This window comes from Streptomyces violaceusniger Tu 4113 (assembly GCF_000147815.2).
Classification (GTDB): Bacteria; Actinomycetota; Actinomycetes; order Streptomycetales; family Streptomycetaceae; genus Streptomyces; species Streptomyces violaceusniger_A.
The window spans coordinates 7,891,716-7,914,500 of record NC_015957.1 but is presented as its reverse complement, the minus strand read 5'-3'; the positions used below and the strand labels follow the sequence as shown (position 1 = coordinate 7,914,500).

The following is a 22,785-nucleotide window of genomic DNA, read 5'->3' as shown; positions in this document are numbered from 1 at the left end:
TCTATTCGGCTCGTTCACACCCCCTTGCTGACCGAGCTCATATTGAAGTCCGGGATGCGCAGCGCGGGCACCGCGGCGCGGTTGAAGTAGTCGCCCCACTCCCGCGCCAGCGTCCGCTCGGTGCGGCCCGCCTCGGTGGCGCGGGCGAGCAGATCCACCGGCGATTCATTGAACCGGAAATTGTTCACCTCGCCGACCACCTCGCCGTTCTCCACGAGATAGACGCCGTCCCTGGTCAGCCCGGTCAGCAGCAGCGTCGCCGGGTCGACCTCGCGGATGTACCACAGGCAGGTCAGCAGTAGCCCCCGCTCGGTCGAGGCGACCATCTCGTCCAGCGAGCGGGTGCCGCCCGCGTCCGCGATCAGGTTGTCGACGGGGGGAGCCAACGGCAGCCCGGTGAGTCCGGCCGTGTGCCGGGTGGTGATCAGATGCTGGAGTACGCCGTCGCGGATCCAGTCGGTGGCGGACAGCGGCAGACCGTTGTCGAAGACCGACGCGTCGTCCCCGGACGAGTGCGCGATCACGAACGGCGCCGCCTCGAGCCCTGGCTCGGCCGGGTCGCTGCGCAGCGTGAGGGGCAGCTCCGACAGCTTCTCGCCGACCCGGGTGCCACCGCCCGGCTTGCTGAAGACCGTACGGCCCTCCGCCGCGTCCCGCGCCGAGGAGGACCAGAGCTGGTCGATCAGCAGATCGGCCACGGCGCTCGGGGGCAGCAGCGTCTCGTAGCGGCCGGCCGGCAGCTCGATCCTCCGCTCGGCCCAGGCGAGCCGCCGGGCGAGCTCGGCGTCGATCGCGGCCGGGTCCACATCGGTGAAGTCGCGGGTGGCCCGCCCGGCCCAGGCCGAACGCGTCCGGTCCGGGGATTTGGCGTTGATTTCGAGCGTGCCGGTCGGCTGGTCGTGGCGCAGCCGCAGCCCGGTGGAGCTGCCCAGATAGCTGGAGACCAGCCCATGGTGGGCGAATCCGTACAGTTCCCGGCCGCCCGCGCGGGCCCGGGCGAAGGACTCGCCGAGGGCGGGGGCGAAGTCGGCGAACACCTCGGAGGACGTCACGGCGGGGGAGTCGGTGAAACCGGGGGAGACCGCCGAAACCGCATCCCGCTCCACCAGCGGCTGCGCGTCCTCGGCCGGCTCCGCCTCCCGCGCGGCCGCCTCCGCGGCCCGGACCAGCGGCTCCAGCTCGTCGGCGGTGACCGCGGAGCGGGACACCACACCCGAGGCGGTGCCCTGCCCGCCGTTCACGGTGGCCACGACGGTCAGGGTGCGGCCGCGGGTGACGCCGTTGGTCGTCAGGGCGTTGCCCGCCCAGCGCAGATTGGCCGTCGAGCTCTCGTTCGCGATCACCACACAGCCATCCGCACGGGACAGCTCCAGGGCGCGCTCGACGATTTCATGCGGCTTCACGCTCATCGTCCGGCCTCCTGGGTGGTGTTGAGGATGTTGACGCCGCGGAACAGCGCCGACGGGCAGCCGTGCGAGACGGCCGCGATCTGCCCGGGCTGGGCCTTGCCGCAGTTGAAGGCGCCGCCCAGGACATACGTCTGCGGCCCGCCGACGGCCGTCATCGAACCCCAGAAGTCGGTGGTGGTGGCCTGGTAGGCGAAGTCGCGCACCTGCCCGGCGAGAGCGCCGTTCCTGATGCGGAACGCCCTTTGCGCCGTGAACTGGAAGTTGTACCGCTGCATATCGATCGACCAGGAGCGGTCGCCGACCAGATACAGACCGTTCTCGACGTCCCCGATCAGCTCCTCCGTCGAGGGGCCGCCGGGGGCGGGCCGCAGCGATACGTTCGCCATCCGCTGCACCGGCACATGGCCCGGCGAGTCGGCGAACGCGCAGCCATTGGACCGCTCGAAACCGGTCAGCCGCGCGATCCGGCGGTCCAGCTGATACCCGACGAGCGTGCCGTCCTTCACCAGATCCCAGGACTGCGCCGCCACCCCCTCGTCGTCGTACCCGATGGTGGCCAGCCCGTGCTCGGCCGTCCGGTCCCCGGTCACGTTCATGACCTGGGAGCCGTACTTCAGCGACCCGAGCTGATCGAAGGTGGCGAAGGAGGTGCCCGCGTACGCCGCCTCGTAGCCGAGCGCACGGTCCAGCTCGGTGGCGTGGCCGATCGACTCGTGGATGGTCAGCCACAGATTGGACGGGTCCACCACCAGGTCGTACGACCCGGCCTCGACGGATGGCGCACGCATCTTCTCGGCCAGCAGCTCCGGGATCTCCGCCAACTCCGCGTCCCAGTCCCAGCCGCCCGCCCCGGGCCCGCCGGTCAGATACTCCCAACCGCGCCCGACCGGCGGGGCCAGCGTGCGCATCGAGTCGAACTCCCCGCTCGCCGGGTCCACCGCGACGGCGGTGAGCTGCGGATGGAGCCGGATGCGCTGCTGGGTGGTCGCGGTGCCCGCGGTGTCCGCGTAGAACTTGTTCTCGTGGATGGTGAGGAGCGACGCGTCCGCGTGTGCGACCCCCTCGGCGCGCAGCAGCCGCTCGCTCCACTCGGCGAGCAGCCCGGTCTTGTCGGCGTCCGGCACCTCGAACGGGTTGACCTCATACGAGGAAACCCAGGTCTTGTCGGCATGCACCGGCTCCGGCGCGAGCTCCACCCGCTCATCGGACCCGGCGGCCTCGATCACCTTGGCCGACAGCTTCGCCATCGCCACCGCCTGCGAGGCCACGCGGGCGGCGGCGTCCATGCTGAGGTCCACCCCCGAAGCGAACCCCCACGCCCCACCGTGCACCACCCGCACCGCATACCCCAGGTCGGTGGTGTCCGAGGCCCCGGACGGCCTGGCATCCCGCAACCGCCAGGCGGCACTGCGCACCCGCTCGAACCGGAAGTCGGCATGCTCAGCCCCGAGCGCGCGAGCGCGTGCGAGCGCCGCGTCGGCGAGCGCCCTCAGCGGCAGCGCGAGGAAGGACGGATCAATCTCGTGCGCCACGGGCGACTCCCCTTCGTCGGTTCTGTCGATGGTGTTGTCCGTCGGCAGTGAACCATGTTGCTGCGACATCGGGCGCGGTAATTGCCGCTGGACCGCCGGGCTTCGGGGCGGCCGTCCTCGGTCCGCTGCCGCGCCGTGCGGGTCAGGTTCGGCAGCGTGCACGATCCGGCCAGACACGACAGTGGCGCAGGCCCGCCTCTACGCGGGAATGTTCGAACTCATCACGTCCCCGCCTGTCGGCGGCTGGCATAGAGGGAAATGATCCTCGATGCGCCCCTCGCTCCGGTGCGTTCAGACAGGAACTCATCGAGTAGAGAAAAGAGTGCACTGACTGCTGTCGAGTCAGATTCTGCGTCGGCAGGGAAGTCGCCTGCCTTGGATAGGTCAGCTACCTGCAACACCAGTGAGGGCCAGGCAACGTTCGCCTCAGTTCTCGCCTTCAGGGCGAGCCATTCTGGAAATCCGACAAGAAGCCCCCAATCGTTACCGGCATCACAGCCTGTGACGAAAGCGACGTATTCCGGGTGCTCCGGGCGCTGGAAGTACAGCCGCGCCGTCCGCAGCGCCGCCCACTTCTCGCGCTCCGTCATCCGCGCGGCGGTCTCCTGGCGGACGAGGTCTGCCAGCGTCATTTTGCCGCCCTGGCCAGGCGGCCTACCGTCCCCTCCCCCAAACATGGGGGTCATCTTCGCACGGGTGACCGACACCTTCCGTAATCGATGCGCCGCTCCTCGCAGCCGCCGACCCGATGCGTTCCGGGACGTCGATGGCTTCCGTCCGCTGAGTGCTAGTCCTCCGTTTCCGCGCCCGCGTGTTCGGCGGTGGCACGTACGAGGTTCTGCTCCAGGTGCTCCAGGGTGCGCAGGGCCGCGGCGCTTTCGTCGTCCGAGAGGCCCGCCGTCGAGATCTCCTCGAGCTGACTCCAGACCCGCTCCACCTCACGGCGCAGCGCGTGGCTGGCCGCTGTGGGTTCGATGAGCGAGGCGCGCTTGTCGGTGGGGGAGGGCCGACGGCGGACGAAGCCGGCCTGTTCCAGGCGCCGGACGGTGCGGGTCATGGTGGCGGCGTCGGAGTCCATCAGCCGCACCAGGTCGGCCTGGCGCTGGGGGCCGAGTTCCCACAGGTGCATCATCACCAGCTCCTGGCCCGGGTGCAGGCCGATGCGGCGCAGCAACTGTCCCGCGAGCATGCGGTGCAGGCGGGCCAGGCGAAAGATCGCATGGCTGACCGGCCCGCCTCTGGCGGCGCCCGGCATCGGGACGGTGACCTCCTGCCCCATCCCCACGGCGCTGTTCCCGTCCTCCGGCGTGGACTGCGTCATCTCTTACTCGCCCTTCCTGCTTGGTCACCTTGATCCTACTGTCTCGCTCGATGTATTGCTGCTCGGGCAGGAATGGGTCGAGCGCTGTGATGCGCGCTCTGGTCGTACCGTACGCACCGTCTGCTGCCTGGCAGGATCGCTCGGAAGTGATGTGGCTCACGATCGATCGGGAATGCGTCATCGCGATTTACTTGTTCGGACAGTCAATGGTGTGATGGGCACCAGGACAGCGGTGCGACCGCACCTCGCGGCGGCCTCCACGTCGAACTAGGAAAGTGATCATGACGACGGCATTCGACTCGTACGACCTGGGCGGCACCCGGCTGGCCAACCGCATCGTGATGTCCCCGATGACCCGCAGCCGCGGCTACGGCCCGGGCACGAGCCCGACCGATCTGACCGCGACCTACTACGCACAGCGGGCGAGCGCCGGGCTGATCGTCACCGAGGGGATCCAGCCCTCGGTGATCGGGCAGGGCTACCCCGACACCCCGGGCCTGCACTCCGCCGAGCAGATCGCGGCCTGGCGGAAGGTGACCGACGCCGTGCACCGCGCGGGCGGGGTGATCTTCGCGCAGCTCATGCACGCCGGCCGGATCGGCCACCCCAGCCTGCTGCCGGACGGCCTGGTGCCGGTCGGCCCCTCGGCCGTGACGCCGCAGGGGAAGGTGTTCACCCACGACGGCCCCAAGGACTTCGTCACCCCCAAGGCGCTGACCGAGACCGAGATCGCGCAGACCATCGACGACTTCGCTGCCGCCGCGCGCAACGCGATCGCGGCCGGGTTCGACGGTGTGGAGATCCACGGGGCGAACGGCTACCTGGTCCACCAGTTCCTCGCCCCCAACGCCAACCGGCGCACCGACGCCTGGGGCGGCTCGGTCGACGGCCGCATCCGCTTCGGCGCCGAGGTGGCGGCCGCGGTGGCCGGGGCCATCGGCGGCGAGAAGGTCGGCTTCCGCATCTCGCCCGGGAACCCCGTCAACGACATCGCCGAGGACGACCTCCAGGAGACCTACGGCGCTCTGGTGGCCCGGCTGGCCCCGCTGGGCCTGGCCTATCTGCACCAGATGGAGGCCCCGGGCGTACGCGAGCTGACCGTACGGCTGCGCAAGGAGTGGCCCGGCACCCTCGTCCTCAACCCGTCCACCGGCGACGATCCGACCGGGCCGGGCGAGCTGACGCTGGTGGCGGACGGTACGGCGGACCTGCTCGCCTTCGGCGCGATGTTCCTGGCCAACCCCGACCTTCCGGCCCGCCTCGCCGCCGACGGCCCGTTCAACACCCCCGAACGCGCCACCTACTTCGGCGGCGACCACCGCGGCTACACCGACTACCCCGCCCTCGGCTGAGCCGCGATCCCCGTCCGCATACCTGACCGCATACGAACAGCTGAACCGCGAAAGAGGAGCGAGAACATGACCACCCACCACGACAAGCGGACCATTCTGGTCCTGGGCGCGACCGGCAACCAGGGCGGCTCCGTCGCCCGCGAGCTGCTCCGCCGGGGCCACTCGGTGCGCGGGCTGACCCGCGACCCGCGCTCGGCGAAGGCACAGGAGCTGGCCGCGGCGGGCGCCGAGGTCGTCTCGGGCGACCTCGACGACCGGCGTTCCCTGGACGCCGCGTTCAGCGGTGTGTACGGGGTCTACAGCGTGCAGACCTTCATGGGTCCCGGCGGGATCGAGGCCGAGGAGCGGCAGGGCCGTACGGTCGCCGAGGCCGCGGCACGGGCCGAGGTGGAACACCTCGTCTACGGCTCGGTCGGCGGCGCCGAGCGCGACTCCGGAGTGCCGCACTTCGACAGCAAGGCCCGTATCGAGAAGCACATCGTCGGCCTCGGGCTGCCCGCGACCATGCTGCGCCCGACCTACTTCATCAACAATTTCGCCTTCATGGGCCCCGTCCGCGACGCGGACGGGCTCGTGGTCAGCCTGGCCCTGAAGCCCGGGACGGCGCTGCAGATGATCGCCCCCGAGGACATCGGCCTGTTCGCCGCCGACGCCTTCGACAACCCCGAGGAGTACGTCGGCAGCCAGCTCGAGCTGGCCTCCGAGGAGCTCACGGGTCCGCAGATCGCCGAGGTGTTCGAGAAGGTCTCGGGCATCCCCACCCGCTTCCAGGAGCAGGATCTCGATCGGCTGCGGCAGGTCGGCTCCGAGATGGGCGCCATGTTCGCCTGGTTCAACGACCACGGCTACCGGGCGGACATCCCCGCCCTGCGCGCTCAGCACCCCGAGCTGACCACCCTGGAGACCTGGGCCCGCCGGTCATGGACCGCCCCCGCCGCCCAGTAGCCCCAGGGCTCCGGCCACCCCGGCGGACCCGGGGTGGCCGGTCCGGGGGTGACGCGCCCCGAGGGCCCGCGGCCACGGCGTTTCTGTAGGAAGTCGACAGGGAGGGACACACGCCCCTGTGGGCGCCCGATTCCTCCTCGGGCGCCTTGGACCGATAGTTTGCGGGGGTAGGAGTCGGCGCGCGCTGTGCCTCGTCCCGGCACGTCATATCGACGGACGCCGACAGACATCGACAGCCGTCGACAGAGATCGACAAGAGAAGGTGGTCCCTTGAGCCGCTCGGTTCTCGTCACCGGAGGCAACCGCGGCATCGGCCTCGCCATCGCCCGTGCCTTCGCCGATGCTGGCGACAAGGTCGCCATCACCTACCGGTCCGGCGAGCCGCCGGCCGACTTGCTCGCGGTCAAGTGCGACATCACCGAGCCGGAGCAGGTGGAGCAGGCGTACAAGGAGATCGAGGAGAAGCACGGCGCGGTCGAGGTCCTGGTGGCCAACGCCGGGGTCACCCGCGACCAACTGCTGATGCGGATGTCCGAGGAGGACTTCGCCACCGTCCTCGAGACCAACCTCACCGGCACGTTCCGCGTGGTCAAGCGGGCCAACCGCGGGATGCTGCGGGCCCGTAAGGGGCGCGTGGTGCTGATCTCGTCGGTCGTCGGGCTGATGGGTTCGGCCGGTCAGGCGAACTATGCCGCGTCCAAGGCGGGCCTGGTGGGCTTCGCCCGATCCCTCGCCCGTGAGCTGGGCTCGCGCAACATCACCGTCAATGTGGTCGCGCCCGGTTTCGTCGACACGGACATGACGCGCGCGCTCAACGACGACCAGCGCGAGAACATCGTGAAGCAGGTACCGCTCGCGCGTTACGCGCAGCCCGAGGAGATCGCCGCCTCGGTCCGCTTCCTGGCCTCCGACGAGGCCGCGTACATCACTGGAGCCGTCATCCCTGTCGACGGCGGATTGGGCATGGGTCACTGAACGTCATGAGTGGAATTCTCGCTGGTAAGCGCATCCTGGTCACAGGCGTCATCACCGAGGCGTCCATCGCCTTCCACGCCGCCAAGCTGGCCCAGGAGGAGGGCGCCGAGGTCATCCTCACCGGCTTCGGCCGGGTCTCCCTCGTCGAGCGGATCGCCAAGCGGCTGCCCAAGCCGGCCCCGGTCATCGAGCTGGACGTGCAGAACCAGGAGCAGCTCGACGGCCTGGCCGGCAAGGTGCGTGAGCACCTGGGCGAGGGTGTCGACCTCGACGGTGTGGTGCACTCCATCGCCTTCGGCCCGCAGGGCGCGTTCAACTTCCTCGAGGGAAGCTGGGAGGACGTCGGCACGGCCGTGCACGTCTCGGCCTACTCCCTCAAGGCGCTCACCATGGCGTGCCTGCCGCTGATGCCGCGCGGCGGCTCGATCGTCGGCCTGACCTTCGACGCCCAGTTCGCCTGGCCGAAGTACGACTGGATGGGCGTGGCCAAGGCCGCGCTGGAGTCCACCAGCCGCTACCTCGCCCGCGACCTCGGCGAGAAGAACGTGCGCTGCAACCTGGTCTCCGCCGGGCCGATCAAGTCCATGGCCGCGAAGTCGATCCCCGGCTTCGAGGAGCTCGCGGACGTGTGGAACCACCGGGCCCCGATCGGCTGGGACCTGACCGACCCGGAGCCGGCCGGCCGCGGCGTCGTCGCTCTGCTGTCCGACTGGTTCCCGCGCACCACGGGCGAGATCGTGCATGTCGACGGCGGTGTGCACATGATGGGTGCCTGAGCCCACGGCGTTTCCGCGCGACGGCCGCCGTCCCGCCCCCGTGAACCGGGGGTCCGGGGCGGCGGCCGTTCCGCGTGCGCGTTCACCCGTTCGGGGGAGCAGGACGCGCGTCCGGGTGGTGGGCACGCGCACTGTGGAGTCATACGACGAACCGACTCACCGAGCGCCGGCGCCAGCGGCACGGCCGAGGAGGTCACGCATGCCTACGACCCGCCGTGTCGCGGCCGCGCTGCTGCTCGTCGCCACGGTGGGTCTGGTCATCGCCGCCTCCAGCTCCGCCGCGCAGGAACGGCCCCGGAAGCGCCAGGCCGCCTGCAGCACCTCGGTCCGCGGCTCGCACGCCACGGCCAGTTGCTTCAACCCCAACCCCCGCGTGGACCGGGTGCAACTGCATGTCGAATGCGCCCGCTGGTGGGACCCGGACATGGACGCCCGCCCGGTGGAGGTCGGCCCGGCCCAGCGCGTGGACCTCGCCGAGCGCTGCTGGAAGGAGATACGGAAGGCCTGGGTGAGCCACCACGCTGAGCGCTGAAGCCGCGCGCCCGAAGGCTGCCGCCCGCGTTCGGTCGGCCGCCGGTCGCTCAGTGCTCGTCGGTCGCTCAGTGCCCGCGGATCGTTCAGTGCCCGCGGATCGTTCAGCGCGCGCCGGTCGTTCAGCGCGCGCCGGTCGCTCAGCGCGCGCGGAAACGGCAGCCGAACGGGTGGGTGCTGGCCTCGGTCGCCGCTCGCTCCCCGTCGCCCTCCCGGATCGCCTCCACCAGCCGTCCGTGGTCCACATACGTGTCCGGGCCCATCCCGCTGTCCACGTCCGCGCGCAGGAAGTCCCGTACGACCGCGCCCAGATCCGCGTACAGCTCCGCCAGCACATCGTTGTGCGACGCGGCGACGACCGCCATGTGCAAGGTGGCGTCCGCCTCGACGAACGCGTCCGGGTCGCCCGCCTCCCAGGCCCGCTCGCGCCGGTCGAGCTGTGCGTCCAGTTGCTTGAGGTCCTGTTCGGTGCGGCGCTCCGCGGCGAGCTGGGCGGCCTTGGTCTCCAGGGCGCTGCGCAGCTCGGCCACATGACGGGGGTCGGCGGCGGCGAAGCGGCGGTGCATCACCCCGGCCAGTTCGCTGGTCGCCAGCACATAGGTGCCCGAGCCCTGGCGGATGTCCAGCAGCCCGTTGTGCGCGAGGGCGCGTACGGCCTCCCGCACGGTGTTGCGCGCGACCCCCAGTTGCTCGACCAGCTCGGGCTCGGTGGGGATCCGCGAGCCCACCGGCCATTCGCCCGAGGTGATCTGGGCGCGCAGCTGGGCGATCACCTGGTCGGCGAGGGCGGAACGCCGGGGCGAGGTCAGCGGCATGACTCTCCTGTGCATGAGGCGGATGTGGCCCGAGGCGAGCGAACGGGTCGAACGGGCCCTTCCATGATGCCGTCAGGCCGTTACCGGGCGGTCGCTCACCACTGGACGGGCATTCATCCCATCATTCTATGATGGTCGGCATGCACACGCCCCCGTCTGACGATCTCGCGACGCTCGACACCGCCGACTCCGCGCCCCGCCCGGCGGAACCGGGAGGACCGCGCCGCGCCGCCTCACCCTGGCGAGGCCGCGTCATGGCGGCAGGGCTCATTCTCGCCGCGCTCAATCTCCGCCCCGCCGTCACCAGCCTCGGTCCGCTGCTCGAAGAGGTCCGCGCCGACCTCGGGATGAGCGGCACCGTCGCCGGAGTGCTCACCTCCGTGCCCGCGGCGTGTTTCGCGCTCTTCGGGTTCACCGCACCCCGGCTGGCCCGGCGCTGGGGGCCGGTGGCCATCGTCTGCGCCGGGCTCGCCGCCATCGCCGCCGGTCTGCTGCTGCGCCCCCTGGCCGGCGGGACCGTGGCGTTCCTGGCGGCCAGCGCGCTCGCCCTGGCCGGGATCGCGGTGAGCAACGTCCTGATGCCGGTGATCGTCAAGCGCTGGTTCCCGGACCGGGTCGGTTCGATGACCGGGCTGTACTCGATGGGCCTGTCGCTGGGCACGGCCGCCTCCGCGGCGGTCACCGTGCCGATGACCGCTGCACTGGGCGGCTCCTGGCGGACCGGGCTCGGGGTGTGGGCGCTGCTCGCCGCGGTGGCGCTGGTGGCGTGGCTGTTCCTCGCCCGCGACCGTACGAGCGGTTCGCGGGCGGACGGCGCCGAGGCGACTCGTACCGAGGCGACCGGCAGCGAGGCGGGCCGTACGGACGTGGACGCACCGGCCACGGCCGAGAGCGTCGCCGCGGCCGAGACCGCCGCCCCGGCCGACGGGCCCGCGTTCCGCATCACCCGCAGCCCCCTCGCCTGGGCGATGGCCGTCTTCTTCGGCTTCCAGGCCACCGCCGCGTACATCTCCATGGGCTGGATGCCGCAGATCTTCCGGGACGCGGGGGTCTCCGCCTCCACCTCCGGATTGCTGCTGGCCGTGATGATGGCGATGGGTGTGCCGCTCGCCTTCGTCCTGCCACGGATCGCCGCCCGGCTGCGGCACCAGGGCGTCCTGGTCGTCATCCTCGGCGTCTTCGGCCTCACCGGTTACGCCGGGCTGTGGCTGGCCCCGGCCGGTGGCGCCTGGGCCTGGGCCCTGCTGCTCGGCATCGCCAACTGCGCCTTCCCGCTCGCCCTCACCATGATCGGCATGCGGACGAGGACCCACGCGGGCGTGGTCCGGCTGTCGGCCTTCGCGCAGTCCGTCGGCTATCTGCTGTCCATCCCGGGCCCGCTGCTGGTCGGCGTGCTCTACCAGCACAGCGGCGGCTGGGGACAGCCCATCGCGCTGATGGCCGGGTTCATGGTGCCGCAGATCATCGCGGGCGTGCTGGCCGGACGCGACCGCACTCTTGAGGACGAGGGCTGATCGAGGTCGAGGACGAGGGCTGATCCGTGTCGCGTACGGGGGCTGATCGGGGTCGCGTACGAGGGCTGATCCGTGTCGCGTACGGGGGCTGATCGGGGTCGCGTTCGCCGGATGGGAGACTGGTGCCATGCCAGTGCTCGATGAGAACCCCCCGGACGGCCAGAAGAAGCTCCTCATCATCCTCGGCGTGATGCTGGGCATCACCGTGGTCGTCGGCGTGATCGCCACCCTCGCCTCGCCCTGACCCCGGGCGGGGGACCGGATGGTGGGGCAGGCCCCACCATCCCCTAGGGGGCTGGGCTCAGGGGTAAGTGGGTGGCTCACCGGATGGGAGCCGCCCCGCCCGCTCCGTACCGTCGAACCATCGACACGTTCGGCGACCCGGAGGCGATCCCATGTCCGCCCGCACACGTACCCGGCCCGCACACCCGGTGGACAGCGGCATGGACGTCCGGCTGCCGTGGTGGGCCGTCGTTCTCCCGACCGTGGCCTTCGCGGCGCTGCTGCTCCTGCTCACCGGGCCCACCGACGCCCATGCCGAGAGCGGCGTCTCCGGACCGGTCTCGCAGGTCGTGGAGTTGCTGCACCGGACCTTCGGGGACGCGGCACCGTGACCACCGATAGGCGGTGGTGATCACCCGTGTCCGCCATATCGCGTGTGTGCTCACGTTTGACGAGGTCGTTCCAACACCCTGCGCCTCGTGCACCGATTCATGCGAAGCTGGGACGCATGAGCGTCGATGTGCCCCGCAGGATTGTCCTCCTTCGACACGCCAAGGCCGACTGGCCCCAGGTGGCCGACCATGAGCGCCCGCTCGCGGAGCGTGGCCGCAATGACGCCCCGCTCGCCGGGCGCCGGATCGCGGAGGCCGGTCTCACCCCCGAACTCACCCTCTGCTCCACCGCGCTGCGCACCCGTGAGACCTGGAAGCTAGTGGTCCACGAGCTGCCGCACCGCCCCAAGACCGTCTATGAGGAGCGGCTGTACGACGCCCCGGTCGGTCAGCTCATCGAGGTGATCAATGAGACCGCGGACGACGTCACCGATCTGCTGGTCGTCGGCCACAACCCCGGGATGCACGGCCTCGCCGACGCGCTGGCGGGCGAGGCCGACGAGGGCGCCAGGGAGCGTATGGAGCGTGGTGCCTTCCCCACCTCCGCGTTCGCCGTCGTGACCTTCAGCGGCTCGTGGAAGTCGGTCGAGATCGGCTGCGGGCGCCTCGCCGGCTTCTGGGCGCCCCACGAGTGATGCCCGATTCCCGGGTGATCCCCCGGGCGTGATCTCAGCGCACCGGCCCCCGCTCCGCCGTCGTCGTACGGGGAGTGGGGGCCGGTGCGCGTTCCGGGCCGGGGCCCGTCAGCCCTGGGGCCGTCAGTCCACGTGCGCGTCCGCCGCCTCGACCTCTTCGCGGGTCACGCCCAGCAGATACAGCACCGTGTCGAGGAACGGCACGTTCACGGCGGTGTGCGCGGCCTCCCGGACCACCGGCTTGGCGTTGAAGGCGACGCCCAGCCCGGCCGCGTTCAGCATGTCCAGGTCGTTGGCCCCGTCGCCGATCGCGACGGTCTGCACCAACGGCACCCCCGCCTCCGCCGCGAAGCGCCGCAGCAGCCGGGCCTTGCCCGCCCGGTCCACCACCTCGCCGACCACCCGGCCGGTCAGCTTGCCGTCCACGACCTCCAGGGTGTTGGCGGAGGCGAAGTCCAGCCCCAGCCGCTCCTTGAGATCGTCGGTGACCTGCGTAAAGCCACCGGAGACCACGCCCACCTGATAGCCGAGACGCTTCAGGGTGCGGATCAGCGTACGGGCGCCCGGCGTGAGCCGGACCTCGGCGCGGACCTTCTCCACCACGGACTCGTCGATCCCCGCCAGCAGCGCGACCCGCGCGTGCAGCGACTGCTCGAAGTCCAGCTCACCGCGCATCGCCCGCGCCGTGACCTCGGCGACCTCGTCCTCACAGCCCGCATGCGCGGCGAAGAGCTCGATCACCTCGTCCTGGATCAGAGTGGAGTCCACGTCCATGACCACCAGGCGCTGGGCCCGGCGCTGCAGCCCCGACGCCACCACGGCCACATCGACGCCGATATCGGCGGCCTCGATGGCCAGCGCGGTGCGCAGCGGCTCCGTCTCGGCGCCGGACACCTCGAACTCCACGGCCGTCACCGGATACTTCGCCAGCCGGAAGATCCGGTCGATGTTGCCGCCGGTGCCGGTGATCCGGGAGGCGATGGCGGCGGTCGACTCGGCGGTCAGCGGATTGCCCAGCATGGTGACATGCGACCGGCCGGTGCCACGCGGCCGGTTGTCGCCCCGGCCGGAGATGATCTCGGCCTGGAGCCGCATCGACTCCGCCCAGCTATGCACGGTGGCCCGCAGATCACCTTCAGCGCCGTCGGCCGTCGGAGCCGTGACCAGGACGCACAGCACGATGCGGCCCCGGGTGACGACCTGCTCTATGTCCACTATGTGCACGCCGTAGGCGGCGAGAGTGTCGCAGAGCCCGGCGGTGATACCGGGGCGGTCCTTGCCGAAGATCTTGACAAGGAGGGTGGGGGCATCGTCGTCGTCCGGGACGACGGTGACAGGGGGGATCCGCGATGTGCTCATGGTCTTCCCACCGTATCCGGCCCTTCCCGCAGTGCGCGCGGCAGCCCGCACCGTGGACGGCCGCCTGAGGCGGAACGTTCATGTCCCGGTCGCCGCGGCGTCACCCCTCGCGTGATCGGCGGCTTCATGCGCCACGTCCGCCCTCGTACCCTTCGGGCCTCCCGTCCCCGTCGCCCCCGCCCCCGTCGTCCCGCCGCGTCCCGGCCGCCCCCTCGTCCCGCCGTGCGAGCGCCGCGGCCCGGCGGCCCGCCGCGCCCGTGGCCCATGCCGCGAGCGCCCCGGCGGCCCCCGCCGCCGCGCCCCACCCCGCACCCAGCGCACACGCGAGCGGCGCGTTTCCGTACAGCTCGAGCCCCGCCCCGAAGGTGTCGAAGCCGAGCACGGACAGGCTCGCGCCCGCCGAGACCCGGGTCAGCCACACCAGCAGTGGCAGCGCGAGCGCGGTCACCACGCCCAGCCGCAGCGCACACCACCCCGCGAAGGCGAACGGCCGGGAGCTCCCCACGGGCGTACGGGCCGCGGTGAGCACCCCGGCGGCGAGCATCAGCAGCACACTGGCGACCACCAGCAGCCAGACCCGGCCGTCGAGCTCGGCCAGCCGCCCCACCGTGAGCGGCTCCCCGCCCGGCCCGGCGAGCAGATCGTCCACGGGGTCGGGCAGCACCTCCCTCAGCGCGCCGCTCGCCCTGCCGTACCAGGGAATGAACAGCCCGAGCGGTACGCCGATCCACACCCCGTTGGGCGCGCCGAGCAGCGCCGACCCGAGCACCAGCCCCGGATGGTCATCCCCGACCGCCGCGTAGATCCCGGCCACCAGACCCGCGCCGACCGCGAGCACCAGCACCCCGCACAGCGCGGACACCGCCGGCCGGACGGTGCGGTGCAGCGCCTGCCCGCCGGGCGGCAGCGGGGTACGGCGCGTGGCCGGCAGCGCGATCAGCAGGACGGCGACGACCCACACCGCGCCGCCGAGCACCGAGCGGCCGGCCGCCACGGTGAAGCCGACGGACGCCTTGGCGTCGACGAGCTCGGCCAGCCGGTCCGGCAGCAGCCCGGCGCCGATGTCCGCGATATCGCCGAGCTGCTCGGGGAGCCGGCTCAGCAGATCGTGCTCGGTGCGCTGTCTGCCGAGGCCGGGCAGGACGAGCGTGGCGCCGTCGATCGTGACCGTATCGTTGCCCACCCAGGTCAGCCCGGCGAGCAGCAGCAGGAAGAGCGCGGCCACGAGGCCCGCGCGCACGGCGAGTTCGGCCCGGCCGATCACCGCCCCCGCGGCCCGCAGTGACCGTACGAACAGCCACCCCAGCAGCAGCGCACCGGCCAGGCTCACCCCGAGTGGCGCGATATCGATGGCGGCGTGGGCCTGGGCACCCTCCAGCCCGAAGACGCCCACATCGCCGGACGGGATGACGGAACCGCCGACCGCCAGCACCGTCACCGCGGCGGTCATCGGCCCGAGCGCGCCCGCACGGTCGGCGCCGATCAGATGCAGACCGAGCGCGGCGATCCCCACCATGGCCAGAAACGCCCAGCTCACGGTCGCGATAGCGGCGAGCAGCGCGGCCCCCCAGGGCACTCGTCCGCCACCGCTCGCGCTCATATCGCCGACTCCCGATCGTCGCGAGTTGCCCGGATTAACCATGATCCGCACTATCCGTCAGTGCTTACCACTTTCCGAGGGCCTTTCGGATGAGTCAATGACGCCCGGGTTGTGGTCTTGTCAAAGCCCGACTTCCGGTGAAGGGACTGAGCCTGAAATAGTTCCTCAGGATGTTCGCCATCCCTAGACTCCCTGTCAGGGGGGTAACTCGGGGGACAATTAGTGGGGCATGGAGTGCCGGAACTCGTACTGGAATTGAACGGACAGACCTGGACACTTGATCCGTCCAGGTCGTACAGCCTGGGGCGTGACCCACAGGGCGACATGGTGCTGGACGACGCCAGGGTCTCCTGGCGGCATGCCACGGTGCGCTGGGGTGGGCGCAGTTGGGTCATCGAGGATCAGGGCTCCACCAACGGCACCTATGTGCAGGGCCGGAGAATCCAACAGGTGGAAATCGGCCCTGGTTCGGCCGTCCATCTCGGCAATGCCACCGACGGCCCTCGGCTCAGCGTCTCCGGCGGTGGCGCCTCGATGGGCGCCGCGGGCGCGTACGGCCAGCAGGCGGCGATGGGCATGCCCCAGCAGGGCCAGCAGGCTCCCGCCCAGCAGCCGCAGCAGCAGCCCGGCCCCGGCTGGCCGCAGCAGGGCGGACCGCAGCAGGGCGGACCGCAGCAGGGCGGGCCCCAGCAGGGCGCGCCGCAGCCCCAAGGCTGGCCGCAGCCCCAGCAGCAGCCCCAGGCCCCGCACCAGCAGCAGCCGTTCATCCCGCAGCAGCAGCCCCAGGCCCCGCAGAACAACCTCGCGCAGAACGGCCCCGGCACCGGCTCCTCCGGCCCGGCCGGCGGCGCGCCCGCCCAGGGCGACCGCAGCCCGACCACCTTCCATCAGTTGGCCGCCGGCCGGGTGATGCGCATCGGTCGTGCGCTGGAGAACGAGCTGGTCGTCTCCGACCTGCAGGTCTCGCGCCACCACGCCGAGTTCCGGGCGCTGCCCGACGGCCGTTTCGAGATACGCGACCTCGGCAGCCACAACGGCACCTATGTCAACGGTCAGCCGGTGCGGCAGCAGATCATCGGCCCCACCGACACCGTTGGCGTCGGTCACTCCACCTTCCGGCTGGTCGGCGACCGCCTCGAGGAGTTCGTCGACACCGGTGAGGTCTCCTTCTCGGCCCGCCATCTGACGGTGACGGTCGACGGTGGCAAGCAGATCCTCAAGGACGTTTCCTTCGGCGTCCCGGAGAAGTCCCTGGTCGCGGTCATCGGCCCGTCCGGCTCCGGTAAGTCCACGCTGCTGAAGGCGCTCACCGGCTACCGCCCGGCCAACCAGGGCGATGTCCTCTACGACAACCGGAACCTCTACAAGCACTTCGCCGAGCTGCGCCAGCGCATCGGTCTGGTGCCCCAGGACGACATCCTGCACAAGGAGCTGACCGTCCAGAAGGCCCTGCGCTACGCCGCCAAGCTCCGCTTCCCCGGTGACACCGCCGAGGCCGAGCGCGAGGCCCGGATCGACGAGGTGCTGCGCGAGCTCAAGCTGGACATCCACCGGGAGAAGAAGGTCACCGCCCTCTCCGGCGGTCAGCGCAAGCGGGTCTCCGTAGCGCTGGAGCTGCTCACCAAGCCGTCGCTGATCTTCCTGGACGAGCCGACCTCCGGTCTCGACCCGGGCATGGACCGCGATGTCATGCAGTTGCTGCGCGGTCTCGCCGACGACGGCCGCACCGTGCTGGTGGTCACCCACTCGGTCGCCGAACTGGCGCTGTGCGACAAGCTCCTGGTGATGGCCCCGGGTGGCTCGGTGGCCTACTTCGGCCCGCCGGACGAGGCGCTCAACTTCTTCGGCTACGACAGCTGGGCGGATGTCTTCTCGTCGTTCGAGAACTACCGCGACTACGACTGGGCGGGCCGCTGGCGCGGTTCGCAGCACTACCAGATGTACGCGGCGGACCTCGACTCCGTCGCCCCGCAGTCCGTCCATGTCCAGGCCCCGCCGACCCGGATGCAGAAGCCGCAGAGCTGGGGATCGCAACTGTGGACGCTGATCCGTCGCTATCTGTCGGTGATCGGCTCCGACAAGGGCTTCATGGGGCTGATGGTGATCCTGCCCGCCGTGCTGGGCTCGGTGAGCGTTGTCATCCCGGCGAAGTTCGGCCTTCAGCTTGCCCCGAAGGGCAGTTTCAACCAGGCTGCCGGGACGGTTCTGCTGATCCTCGTAGTCGGCATGTGCTTCACCGGCGCGGCCAACTCCGTACGAGAATTGATCAAGGAACGGGTCATCTACGAACGGGAACGGGCGGTCGGCCTGTCCCGCTCCGCGTATCTGATGTCCAAGGTGATCGTGCTCGGTGTGATCACCGCCTGCCAGGGCGTCATCATCTCCGCCATCGGTCTCTCGACGCGCAAGATGCCCGCGGAGGGCCTGCTGATGCCGCCGGCCGCCGAGCTCTGCCTGGCCGTCATCGCGATCGGCTTCACCTCGATGATGGTCGGCCTGGTCATCTCGTCTCTGGTGAAGACCGCCGAGAAGACCATGCCGCTGCTGGTCATGTTCGCGATCATCCAGGTCGTCTTCACCGGCGTGCTGTTCAAGATCTACGGATCGCTCGGTGTGGAGCAGTTCGCCTGGCTGATGCCGTCCCGCTGGGCGGTCGGCGCGGCCGGTGCCACGCTGGACCTGGGCCCGGGCGTCGGCCACATGATGGCGCCGTGGGACAGCAAGAAGCCCCTGGACACCGACCCGCTGTGGGAGCACACCACGACTCAGTGGGGCATCGACATGATCGCGCTGATCGTCCTCGGCATCGCGTGCGGCTTCGTGGTCGCGCGGCTGCTGCGCCGCCATGAGCCGGAGGTCATGCGCAAGTAGCCGCAGCCCCCGGAGGTCATGCGCAAGCGGCCGTCATCACCGTCACGCACAAGGGCGGCGGCACCCCTCGCACACAGGGGGTGCCGTCGCCCTTCGGCGTCGGAACGCCGGGTTCTGGACGGTCCGTTCAGGCTCAGTACGCGCCGTTCACATTGTCCATCGAGCCGTACCGCGCGGCCGCGTAGTTGCAGGCGGCGGTGATGTTCGCGACCGGGTCGTAGGCGTCCCAGGAGGTGCCGTCGACGTGGTACGTCTTGAAGGTCGGGGCTATCACCTGGAGCAGGCCCTTGGAGGGCACGCCGTTCTGGGCGTTGATGTCGTACAGGTTGATGGCGCGCGGGTTGCCGCCGGACTCCCGGATGATGTTGCGGCGAATGCCCTCGTAGGAGCCGGGGATGCCCTTCTGCTTCATGATGTCGAGGGATTCCCGGATCCAGCCGTCGAGGTTGTCCGGGTAGGTCTTCGTGGTGGCGGCGACCGTCTCGATACGCGTGGCGGAGCGGCTCGCGGCCTGCTTGACGGCGTGCTCCTTGGCGGCCCTGGCCTCGGCGGCCTTCTTCTGGGCGGCCTCTTCCGCCGCCTTCTTCTTCGCGGCCTCCGCCGCGGCCTTCTTCTCGGCGGCCTCTTGCTTGGCCTGCTTGTCGGCGAGCGCGGACTGCTTGACCAGGGCCTCGTGGTGGGCCCGGGCGTCGGCCTTCTGGGACGTGAGGGCGACCGGCTTGTTCGGCAGGTCCTGGGCCGTCGTCTTGGCGTCGGCGTGGCCACCGGGGACGACCGCGAAGGCTATGGCGGCCGCACTGGCGGCAGCGATACCGGCGGCGGAGTACTTGTGCGTCTTGTTGAGACGGGCGTAGCCGGGGATGTTGGGCAGGGGCATGGCGGAGTAGACCTCTTCCAATCGCTTGAGTCGCAGGCCATATCGGCGCTCAGAGCGCCGTTCCTGGATCTACGGCGCCGTGCGACTGGGGGAAATTCTTAGCTGCCGCAAAAAGCTGCCGCAAAGGCGTGACATACGATGCTGCTTAGTGGATAAGTAGGCCGCTCATGCCCACGCGAACGGCTGTCATCCCCGCTCAGTCGCCTATGAAACGTCCACTAAGCACGTTCGTAAGTGATTTAGGTCGTGTGTCCGGGCTCACATCGCGGAGCTTCTCATATTGCGCGCTGTGCCCACGCAAATGCTCAGGGTGTTTGTTTTTTCCACCCCTGCAGCAGCCCCTTTGGGGGTCATGTGTGCGCCGTTCGACCTAGGGCTCAGGTCTTATCAGGTGGCCGCCGACCGGCCGATATACCCGCCGGATGGCGGGTCGGTACGGTAATGGCCATGACGACAGGACGGGGCGGTGGACCCGGGGCCGGGCTGAGCCGGGTGAGTGGTGCGCTGCTCGCCATGAGCCGACATCTGGAAGTCCGTGATGTCCTAAAGACCATCGTTGTGTCCGCCCGTGAGCTGCTCGATGCGGAGTATGCCGCTCTGGGGGTCTCCGATGATCACGGAGGTTTCGCCCAGTTCGTAGTAGATGGGGTGAGTGACGAGCAGTGGAAGGCCATCGGGCCGCTGCCCCGGCAGCACGGCATTCTCGCCGCCATGCTCAAGGACGCCACCCCACAGCGACTCGCCGATGTGCGACGAGATGTCCGTTTTGAGGGATGGCCGTCAGCTCATCCGGAAATGTCGGATTTCTTGGGTCTTCCCATTGCCGATGGCGATGAAGTTCTCGGCGCGGTATTCCTCGCCAACAAACGATGCCCCAAGCCCGAGGGCGGCTGCGGTTTCACCGCCGAGGACGAGGAGCTGCTGTCCATCCTGGCCCAGCACGCCGCCATCGCCCTGACCAACGCCCGGCTCTACGAGCGCAGCCGCGAGCTCACCATCGCCGGGGAGCGGGCCAGGCTCGCCCATGAGCTGCACGACGCCGTCTCCCAGAAGCTCTTCTCGCTGCGGCTGACCGCCCAGGCGGCCACGGCCCTGGTGGACCGCGACCCCGGCCGCGCCAAGGAGGAGCTTCAGCAGATCGCCCTTCTCGCCGCCGAGGCCACCGACGAGCTGCGCTCCGCCGTCGTGGAGCTGCGCCCCGCCGCGCTCGACGAGGACGGCCTCGTGGCGACCCTGAGGACGCAGGTGCAGGTACTCGACCGGGCCCACTCCGCCCAGGTCACCTTCGCCTGCCACGGCGTGCGGGCGCTGCCCGCCGCCCAGGAGGGGGCGGTGCTGCGGGTGGCCCAGGAGGCCCTGCACAACGCGCTGCGCCACGCAGACGCGCGACAGGTCGACGTCACCCTCACCCGGCACGGCCAGGGCGCCCGGCTCCGCGTCGCCGACGACGGCAGGGGATTCGACCCCTCGGCCGTACGGCGCGCCGGGCGTCACCTCGGGCTGGTGTCGATGCGGGACCGGGCCGGCGGCGTCGGCGGCGCTCTGACCGTGGAGTCGGCGCCCGGCAAGGGCGCCGTGATCGAGATGGAGGTGCCCGGTGGCTGACCCCGGACGGATTCGGGTGCTGCTCGTCGACGACCACCAGGTGGTGCGGCGCGGGCTGCGGACCTTTCTCCAGGTCCAGGACGACATCGAGGTGGTCGGCGAGGCGTCGGACGGCGAGGAGGGCGTCGCCCGCGCCGAGGAGCTGCGCCCCGACGTCGTCCTCATGGACGTGAAGATGCCCGGCCTCGACGGCATCGAGGCGCTGCGCACCCTGCGCGGCCTCGACAACCCCGCCCGGGTGCTGATCGTGACCAGCTTCACCGAGAAGCGCACCGTGGTCCCCGCCCTGCGCGCGGGCGCCGCGGGCTATGTCTACAAGGACGTGGACCCCGAGGCGCTCGCCCGCGCCATCCGGTCCGTCCACTCCGGGCATGTACTGCTCCAGCCCGAGGTGGCCCTCGCGCTGCTCTCCCAGGATGAGGGCGGCGGTCAGGGACGCGGCGGCTCACTCACCGAGCGGGAGCGCGAGGTGCTCGCGCTGATCGCGGACGGCCGGTCCAACCGGGAGATCGCCCGTGCGCTGGTGCTGTCCGAAAAGACCGTGAAGACCCATGTGTCCAACATTCTTATGAAATTGGACCTCGCCGACCGCACCCAGGCCGCACTTTGGGCCGTACGGCATGGGATTGGAGCATGAACAGCGTTTCTCCGTGAAATCACACCAACGGGTGGCTATCACTCGAACAGCGCAACTCGCCATCAGTCGGGCCGTTCTTCACGGCGTACCGCGGCGGACCGCCGCGGTGACGCGCTGATGAATGAAGGGTCTTGCCAAGTGAAGAACATCAAGAGGTTCGCTGCCATCACCATCACGGCCGGCGGACTCGCCGTCGCCGGTGCCGGTGTCGCCACCGCCCAGGGCCCCTGGGCCGACGGTGGGGCCACGATGTCCCCGGGTGTCGTCTCCGGCAACAACATTCAGGCGCCCATCCACGTGCCCGTGAACTTCTGTGGCAACACCGTCTCGGTCATCGGGTCCATGAACCCGGCGCTCGGTACCCCCTGCGGCGGCTGACCGCCCTCGCCGGATACACGACGCACCACCGACCGGCCCCGGAGGCACCCGCCTCCGGGGCCGGCCCCATGACATCCCCCGGGAAAGCCAGAGACCGCCAGGGAAGCTCAGGGACCTCCGGGGATGGTCAGACCCCCGGGGTGGTCAAAGTCCCCCGGGAGGAAGGCCGGAGACCCTCCGGGGAAGCTCAGGGGCCGCCCCGCTCCCGCTCCTCCACATACGCGTTGTACGCCGCCACCTGTGCCCGCCGTGAGGTGCGCTCCACCGGCCGCAGCGCCTCGGCCCGCGCTGTGATCTCCGACGCACTCACCGCACCGCCGTGCTCCCGGCCGTCCCCGCCCGCCATATAGGCGATGTCCACCAGCGCACCCACCCGCTGCGCCAGCTCCAGCACCCGGATGGCCCGCGGCGGATAGCCCGGGGCCAGCACCTCGCGCCCCCGCTCGGCCCGCGCCCGATACGCCTCCAGGGCCGCCTCGGCCACCGGGCCCGCTCCGGCCACATTCAGCCGTGAGAGCACCTCCGTGGCCTCCCGCAGCGCCTCGGCAAGCTCCCGCTCGGCCTCGCTCAGCGACGGCACATCGGCCGGCGGCGCCTCCCGCACGCTCTGGCACCGCCACACCACCTCGATGTGCTGATCGCCCTCGGGCCCGGCCGCCGACACCTCGGGCACCAGGCCGAGCGCCGCGCCCGTCGCGATCACCGCCTCACCCGCGTCGAGCGCCTGGGCGTTGAACTCCGGCGGACCGCTCAGCCCCAGGGGATGCCCCGCTATGGGCAGCGCCACTCGCAACCCCTTGGCCCCGAGCGCCCGCAGCCGCCCCAGCGCCAGCGTGAGCCCCACCGGCCCGGACTCCCCCGGAAGCCCGGCCACCCGGTGCGACGCGTCCTCGTCCGCGATGCGATGCGCCGCCTCGTCCGGGGAGACAAGTCCGGCGATAAGGGCATTTCCCCAAGCTGCGAGGCGCCCTGAACGTGGTTCATCGAGCATGGCACCAGCCTAAGGACTGGCACCGACAACGTGTGGCGTAGGTTTTCC

Annotated in this window: 22 protein-coding genes; 13 read left to right on the top strand and 9 right to left on the bottom strand. The window is 70.7% G+C overall.

What is annotated here, in order from left to right; translation table 11 throughout:
* Window positions 1-14: 14 nt before the first annotated feature.
* The 4 genes from STRVI_RS32230 to STRVI_RS32220 form a co-directional block, all read right to left on the bottom strand.
* On the bottom strand, window positions 15-1,409 hold the full coding sequence (locus STRVI_RS32230) for a metallopeptidase TldD-related protein (protein ID WP_014059757.1): 1,395 nt from the start codon (window positions 1,407-1,409) through the stop codon (window positions 15-17).
* The gene (locus tag STRVI_RS32225) at window positions 1,406-2,941 is read right to left on the bottom strand and encodes a TldD/PmbA family protein (RefSeq protein WP_014059756.1); all 1,536 of its coding nucleotides are present in this window, start codon (window positions 2,939-2,941) and stop codon (window positions 1,406-1,408) included. The genes STRVI_RS32230 and STRVI_RS32225 overlap by 4 nt, the downstream gene beginning before the upstream one ends.
* Before the next feature lie 221 nt (window positions 2,942-3,162).
* The gene (locus STRVI_RS53800; RefSeq protein ID WP_106685761.1) at window positions 3,163-3,573 is read right to left on the bottom strand and encodes a hypothetical protein; all 411 of its coding nucleotides are present in this window, start codon (window positions 3,571-3,573) and stop codon (window positions 3,163-3,165) included.
* 155 nt (window positions 3,574-3,728) lie between these two features.
* Window positions 3,729-4,262: a MarR family winged helix-turn-helix transcriptional regulator gene (locus STRVI_RS32220; protein ID WP_014059754.1), complete on the bottom strand. Its 534-nt coding sequence runs from the start codon at window positions 4,260-4,262 to the stop codon at window positions 3,729-3,731.
* A 281-nt stretch (window positions 4,263-4,543) separates the two neighbouring features.
* On the opposite strand from STRVI_RS32220, the gene STRVI_RS32215 reads away from it, so the two are divergent.
* The 5 genes from STRVI_RS32215 (at window position 4,544) to STRVI_RS32195 (ending at window position 8,842) form a co-directional block, all read left to right on the top strand.
* Window positions 4,544-5,614, top strand: a complete 1,071-nt coding sequence (locus STRVI_RS32215) for an alkene reductase (RefSeq protein ID WP_014059753.1) — start codon at window positions 4,544-4,546, stop codon at window positions 5,612-5,614.
* A 66-nt stretch (window positions 5,615-5,680) separates the two neighbouring features.
* Window positions 5,681-6,559: an NmrA/HSCARG family protein gene (locus tag STRVI_RS32210; RefSeq protein WP_014059752.1), complete on the top strand. Its 879-nt coding sequence runs from the start codon at window positions 5,681-5,683 to the stop codon at window positions 6,557-6,559.
* A gap of 270 nt (window positions 6,560-6,829) precedes the next feature.
* The gene (gene fabG / locus STRVI_RS32205) at window positions 6,830-7,534 is read left to right on the top strand and encodes a 3-oxoacyl-[acyl-carrier-protein] reductase (protein ID WP_014059751.1); all 705 of its coding nucleotides are present in this window, start codon (window positions 6,830-6,832) and stop codon (window positions 7,532-7,534) included.
* A 5-nt stretch (window positions 7,535-7,539) separates the two neighbouring features.
* Window positions 7,540-8,310, top strand: coding sequence for an enoyl-ACP reductase FabI (gene fabI / locus STRVI_RS32200; protein ID WP_014059750.1), 771 nt, complete (start codon window positions 7,540-7,542; stop codon window positions 8,308-8,310).
* 199 nt (window positions 8,311-8,509) lie between these two features.
* Entirely contained in the window at window positions 8,510-8,842 is a 333-nt protein-coding gene (locus tag STRVI_RS32195) for a hypothetical protein (protein ID WP_014059749.1), read from the top strand.
* A 139-nt stretch (window positions 8,843-8,981) separates the two neighbouring features.
* Here the strand turns inward: STRVI_RS32195 and STRVI_RS32190 are convergent, their stop codons facing one another.
* Complete coding sequence (locus STRVI_RS32190; RefSeq protein ID WP_014059748.1) at window positions 8,982-9,656, bottom strand: FadR/GntR family transcriptional regulator; 675 nt, start codon at window positions 9,654-9,656, stop codon at window positions 8,982-8,984.
* Between the two features lie 140 nt (window positions 9,657-9,796).
* On the opposite strand from STRVI_RS32190, the gene STRVI_RS32185 reads away from it, so the two are divergent.
* The 4 genes from STRVI_RS32185 to STRVI_RS32175 all read left to right on the top strand — a co-directional run bounded on the left by STRVI_RS32185 (window position 9,797) and on the right by STRVI_RS32175 (window position 12,419).
* Window positions 9,797-11,170, top strand: a complete 1,374-nt coding sequence (locus STRVI_RS32185) for a CynX/NimT family MFS transporter (RefSeq protein WP_043240522.1) — start codon at window positions 9,797-9,799, stop codon at window positions 11,168-11,170.
* 127 nt (window positions 11,171-11,297) lie between these two features.
* Window positions 11,298-11,414 (top strand): SGM_5486 family transporter-associated protein, encoded by a 117-nt coding sequence (locus STRVI_RS55085; protein ID WP_014059746.1) that lies wholly within the window; start codon window positions 11,298-11,300, stop codon window positions 11,412-11,414.
* Between the two features lie 151 nt (window positions 11,415-11,565).
* The gene (locus STRVI_RS32180) at window positions 11,566-11,784 is read left to right on the top strand and encodes a hypothetical protein (RefSeq protein WP_014059745.1); all 219 of its coding nucleotides are present in this window, start codon (window positions 11,566-11,568) and stop codon (window positions 11,782-11,784) included.
* 116 nt (window positions 11,785-11,900) lie between these two features.
* Window positions 11,901-12,419: a SixA phosphatase family protein gene (locus STRVI_RS32175; RefSeq protein ID WP_014059744.1), complete on the top strand. Its 519-nt coding sequence runs from the start codon at window positions 11,901-11,903 to the stop codon at window positions 12,417-12,419.
* Window positions 12,420-12,542: 123 nt separating this feature from the next.
* On the opposite strand, the gene serB is transcribed toward STRVI_RS32175, so the two are convergent.
* Window positions 12,543-13,778, bottom strand: a complete 1,236-nt coding sequence (gene serB, locus STRVI_RS32170) for a phosphoserine phosphatase SerB (protein ID WP_014059743.1) — start codon at window positions 13,776-13,778, stop codon at window positions 12,543-12,545.
* A 124-nt stretch (window positions 13,779-13,902) separates the two neighbouring features.
* Window positions 13,903-15,378 carry a streptophobe family protein gene (locus STRVI_RS32165; RefSeq protein WP_014059742.1) on the bottom strand — a complete coding sequence of 492 codons (1,476 nt, stop codon included), beginning with the start codon at window positions 15,376-15,378 and terminating at the stop codon, window positions 13,903-13,905.
* A 222-nt stretch (window positions 15,379-15,600) separates the two neighbouring features.
* On the opposite strand from STRVI_RS32165, the gene STRVI_RS32160 reads away from it, so the two are divergent.
* Window positions 15,601-18,249: an FHA domain-containing protein gene (locus tag STRVI_RS32160; protein ID WP_078505483.1), complete on the top strand. Its 2,649-nt coding sequence runs from the start codon at window positions 15,601-15,603 to the stop codon at window positions 18,247-18,249.
* A 133-nt stretch (window positions 18,250-18,382) separates the two neighbouring features.
* Here the strand turns inward: STRVI_RS32160 and STRVI_RS32155 are convergent, their stop codons facing one another.
* Window positions 18,383-19,126: a transglycosylase SLT domain-containing protein gene (locus STRVI_RS32155; protein ID WP_014059740.1), complete on the bottom strand. Its 744-nt coding sequence runs from the start codon at window positions 19,124-19,126 to the stop codon at window positions 18,383-18,385.
* A gap of 441 nt (window positions 19,127-19,567) precedes the next feature.
* Between STRVI_RS32155 and STRVI_RS32150 the strand changes: the two genes are divergently transcribed.
* The 3 genes from STRVI_RS32150 to STRVI_RS32140 all read left to right on the top strand — a co-directional run bounded on the left by STRVI_RS32150 (window position 19,568) and on the right by STRVI_RS32140 (window position 21,746).
* Entirely contained in the window at window positions 19,568-20,731 is a 1,164-nt protein-coding gene (locus STRVI_RS32150; protein WP_014059739.1) for a GAF domain-containing sensor histidine kinase, read from the top strand.
* On the top strand, window positions 20,724-21,368 hold the full coding sequence (locus tag STRVI_RS32145; protein WP_014059738.1) for a response regulator: 645 nt from the start codon (window positions 20,724-20,726) through the stop codon (window positions 21,366-21,368). The genes STRVI_RS32150 and STRVI_RS32145 overlap by 8 nt, the downstream gene beginning before the upstream one ends.
* Before the next feature lie 138 nt (window positions 21,369-21,506).
* Window positions 21,507-21,746 (top strand): chaplin, encoded by a 240-nt coding sequence (locus STRVI_RS32140; protein ID WP_014059737.1) that lies wholly within the window; start codon window positions 21,507-21,509, stop codon window positions 21,744-21,746.
* Between the two features lie 187 nt (window positions 21,747-21,933).
* Here the strand turns inward: STRVI_RS32140 and STRVI_RS32135 are convergent, their stop codons facing one another.
* A complete protein-coding gene (locus STRVI_RS32135) occupies window positions 21,934-22,737 on the bottom strand; it encodes a hypothetical protein (RefSeq protein ID WP_014059736.1) in 804 nt (267 codons plus the stop codon).
* Between the last annotated feature and the right edge of the window lie 48 nt (window positions 22,738-22,785).

Bases quoted from the DNA above. Each gene is read 5' to 3' on its own strand.
- STRVI_RS32155 (WP_014059740.1), bottom strand. From the start codon at position 19,126: ATGCCCCTGCCCAACATCCCCGGCTACGCCCGTCTCAACAAGACGCAC.
- STRVI_RS55085 (WP_014059746.1), top strand. From the start codon at position 11,298: ATGCCAGTGCTCGATGAGAACCCCCCGGACGGCCAGAAGAAGCTCCTC.
- STRVI_RS32135 (WP_014059736.1), bottom strand. From the start codon at position 22,737: ATGCTCGATGAACCACGTTCAGGGCGCCTCGCAGCTTGGGGAAATGCC.
- STRVI_RS32185 (WP_043240522.1), top strand. From the start codon at position 9,797: ATGCACACGCCCCCGTCTGACGATCTCGCGACGCTCGACACCGCCGAC.
- fabI (WP_014059750.1), top strand. From the start codon at position 7,540: ATGAGTGGAATTCTCGCTGGTAAGCGCATCCTGGTCACAGGCGTCATC.
- STRVI_RS32230 (WP_014059757.1), bottom strand. From the start codon at position 1,409: ATGAGCGTGAAGCCGCATGAAATCGTCGAGCGCGCCCTGGAGCTGTCC.
- STRVI_RS32150 (WP_014059739.1), top strand. From the start codon at position 19,568: ATGGCCATGACGACAGGACGGGGCGGTGGACCCGGGGCCGGGCTGAGC.
- serB (WP_014059743.1), bottom strand. From the start codon at position 13,778: ATGAGCACATCGCGGATCCCCCCTGTCACCGTCGTCCCGGACGACGAC.
- STRVI_RS32190 (WP_014059748.1), bottom strand. From the start codon at position 9,656: ATGCCGCTGACCTCGCCCCGGCGTTCCGCCCTCGCCGACCAGGTGATC.
- STRVI_RS53800 (WP_106685761.1), bottom strand. From the start codon at position 3,573: ATGACGCTGGCAGACCTCGTCCGCCAGGAGACCGCCGCGCGGATGACG.
- STRVI_RS32180 (WP_014059745.1), top strand. From the start codon at position 11,566: ATGTCCGCCCGCACACGTACCCGGCCCGCACACCCGGTGGACAGCGGC.
- STRVI_RS32175 (WP_014059744.1), top strand. From the start codon at position 11,901: ATGAGCGTCGATGTGCCCCGCAGGATTGTCCTCCTTCGACACGCCAAG.
- STRVI_RS32220 (WP_014059754.1), bottom strand. From the start codon at position 4,262: ATGACGCAGTCCACGCCGGAGGACGGGAACAGCGCCGTGGGGATGGGG.
- STRVI_RS32195 (WP_014059749.1), top strand. From the start codon at position 8,510: ATGCCTACGACCCGCCGTGTCGCGGCCGCGCTGCTGCTCGTCGCCACG.
- STRVI_RS32215 (WP_014059753.1), top strand. From the start codon at position 4,544: ATGACGACGGCATTCGACTCGTACGACCTGGGCGGCACCCGGCTGGCC.
- STRVI_RS32165 (WP_014059742.1), bottom strand. From the start codon at position 15,378: ATGAGCGCGAGCGGTGGCGGACGAGTGCCCTGGGGGGCCGCGCTGCTC.
- STRVI_RS32210 (WP_014059752.1), top strand. From the start codon at position 5,681: ATGACCACCCACCACGACAAGCGGACCATTCTGGTCCTGGGCGCGACC.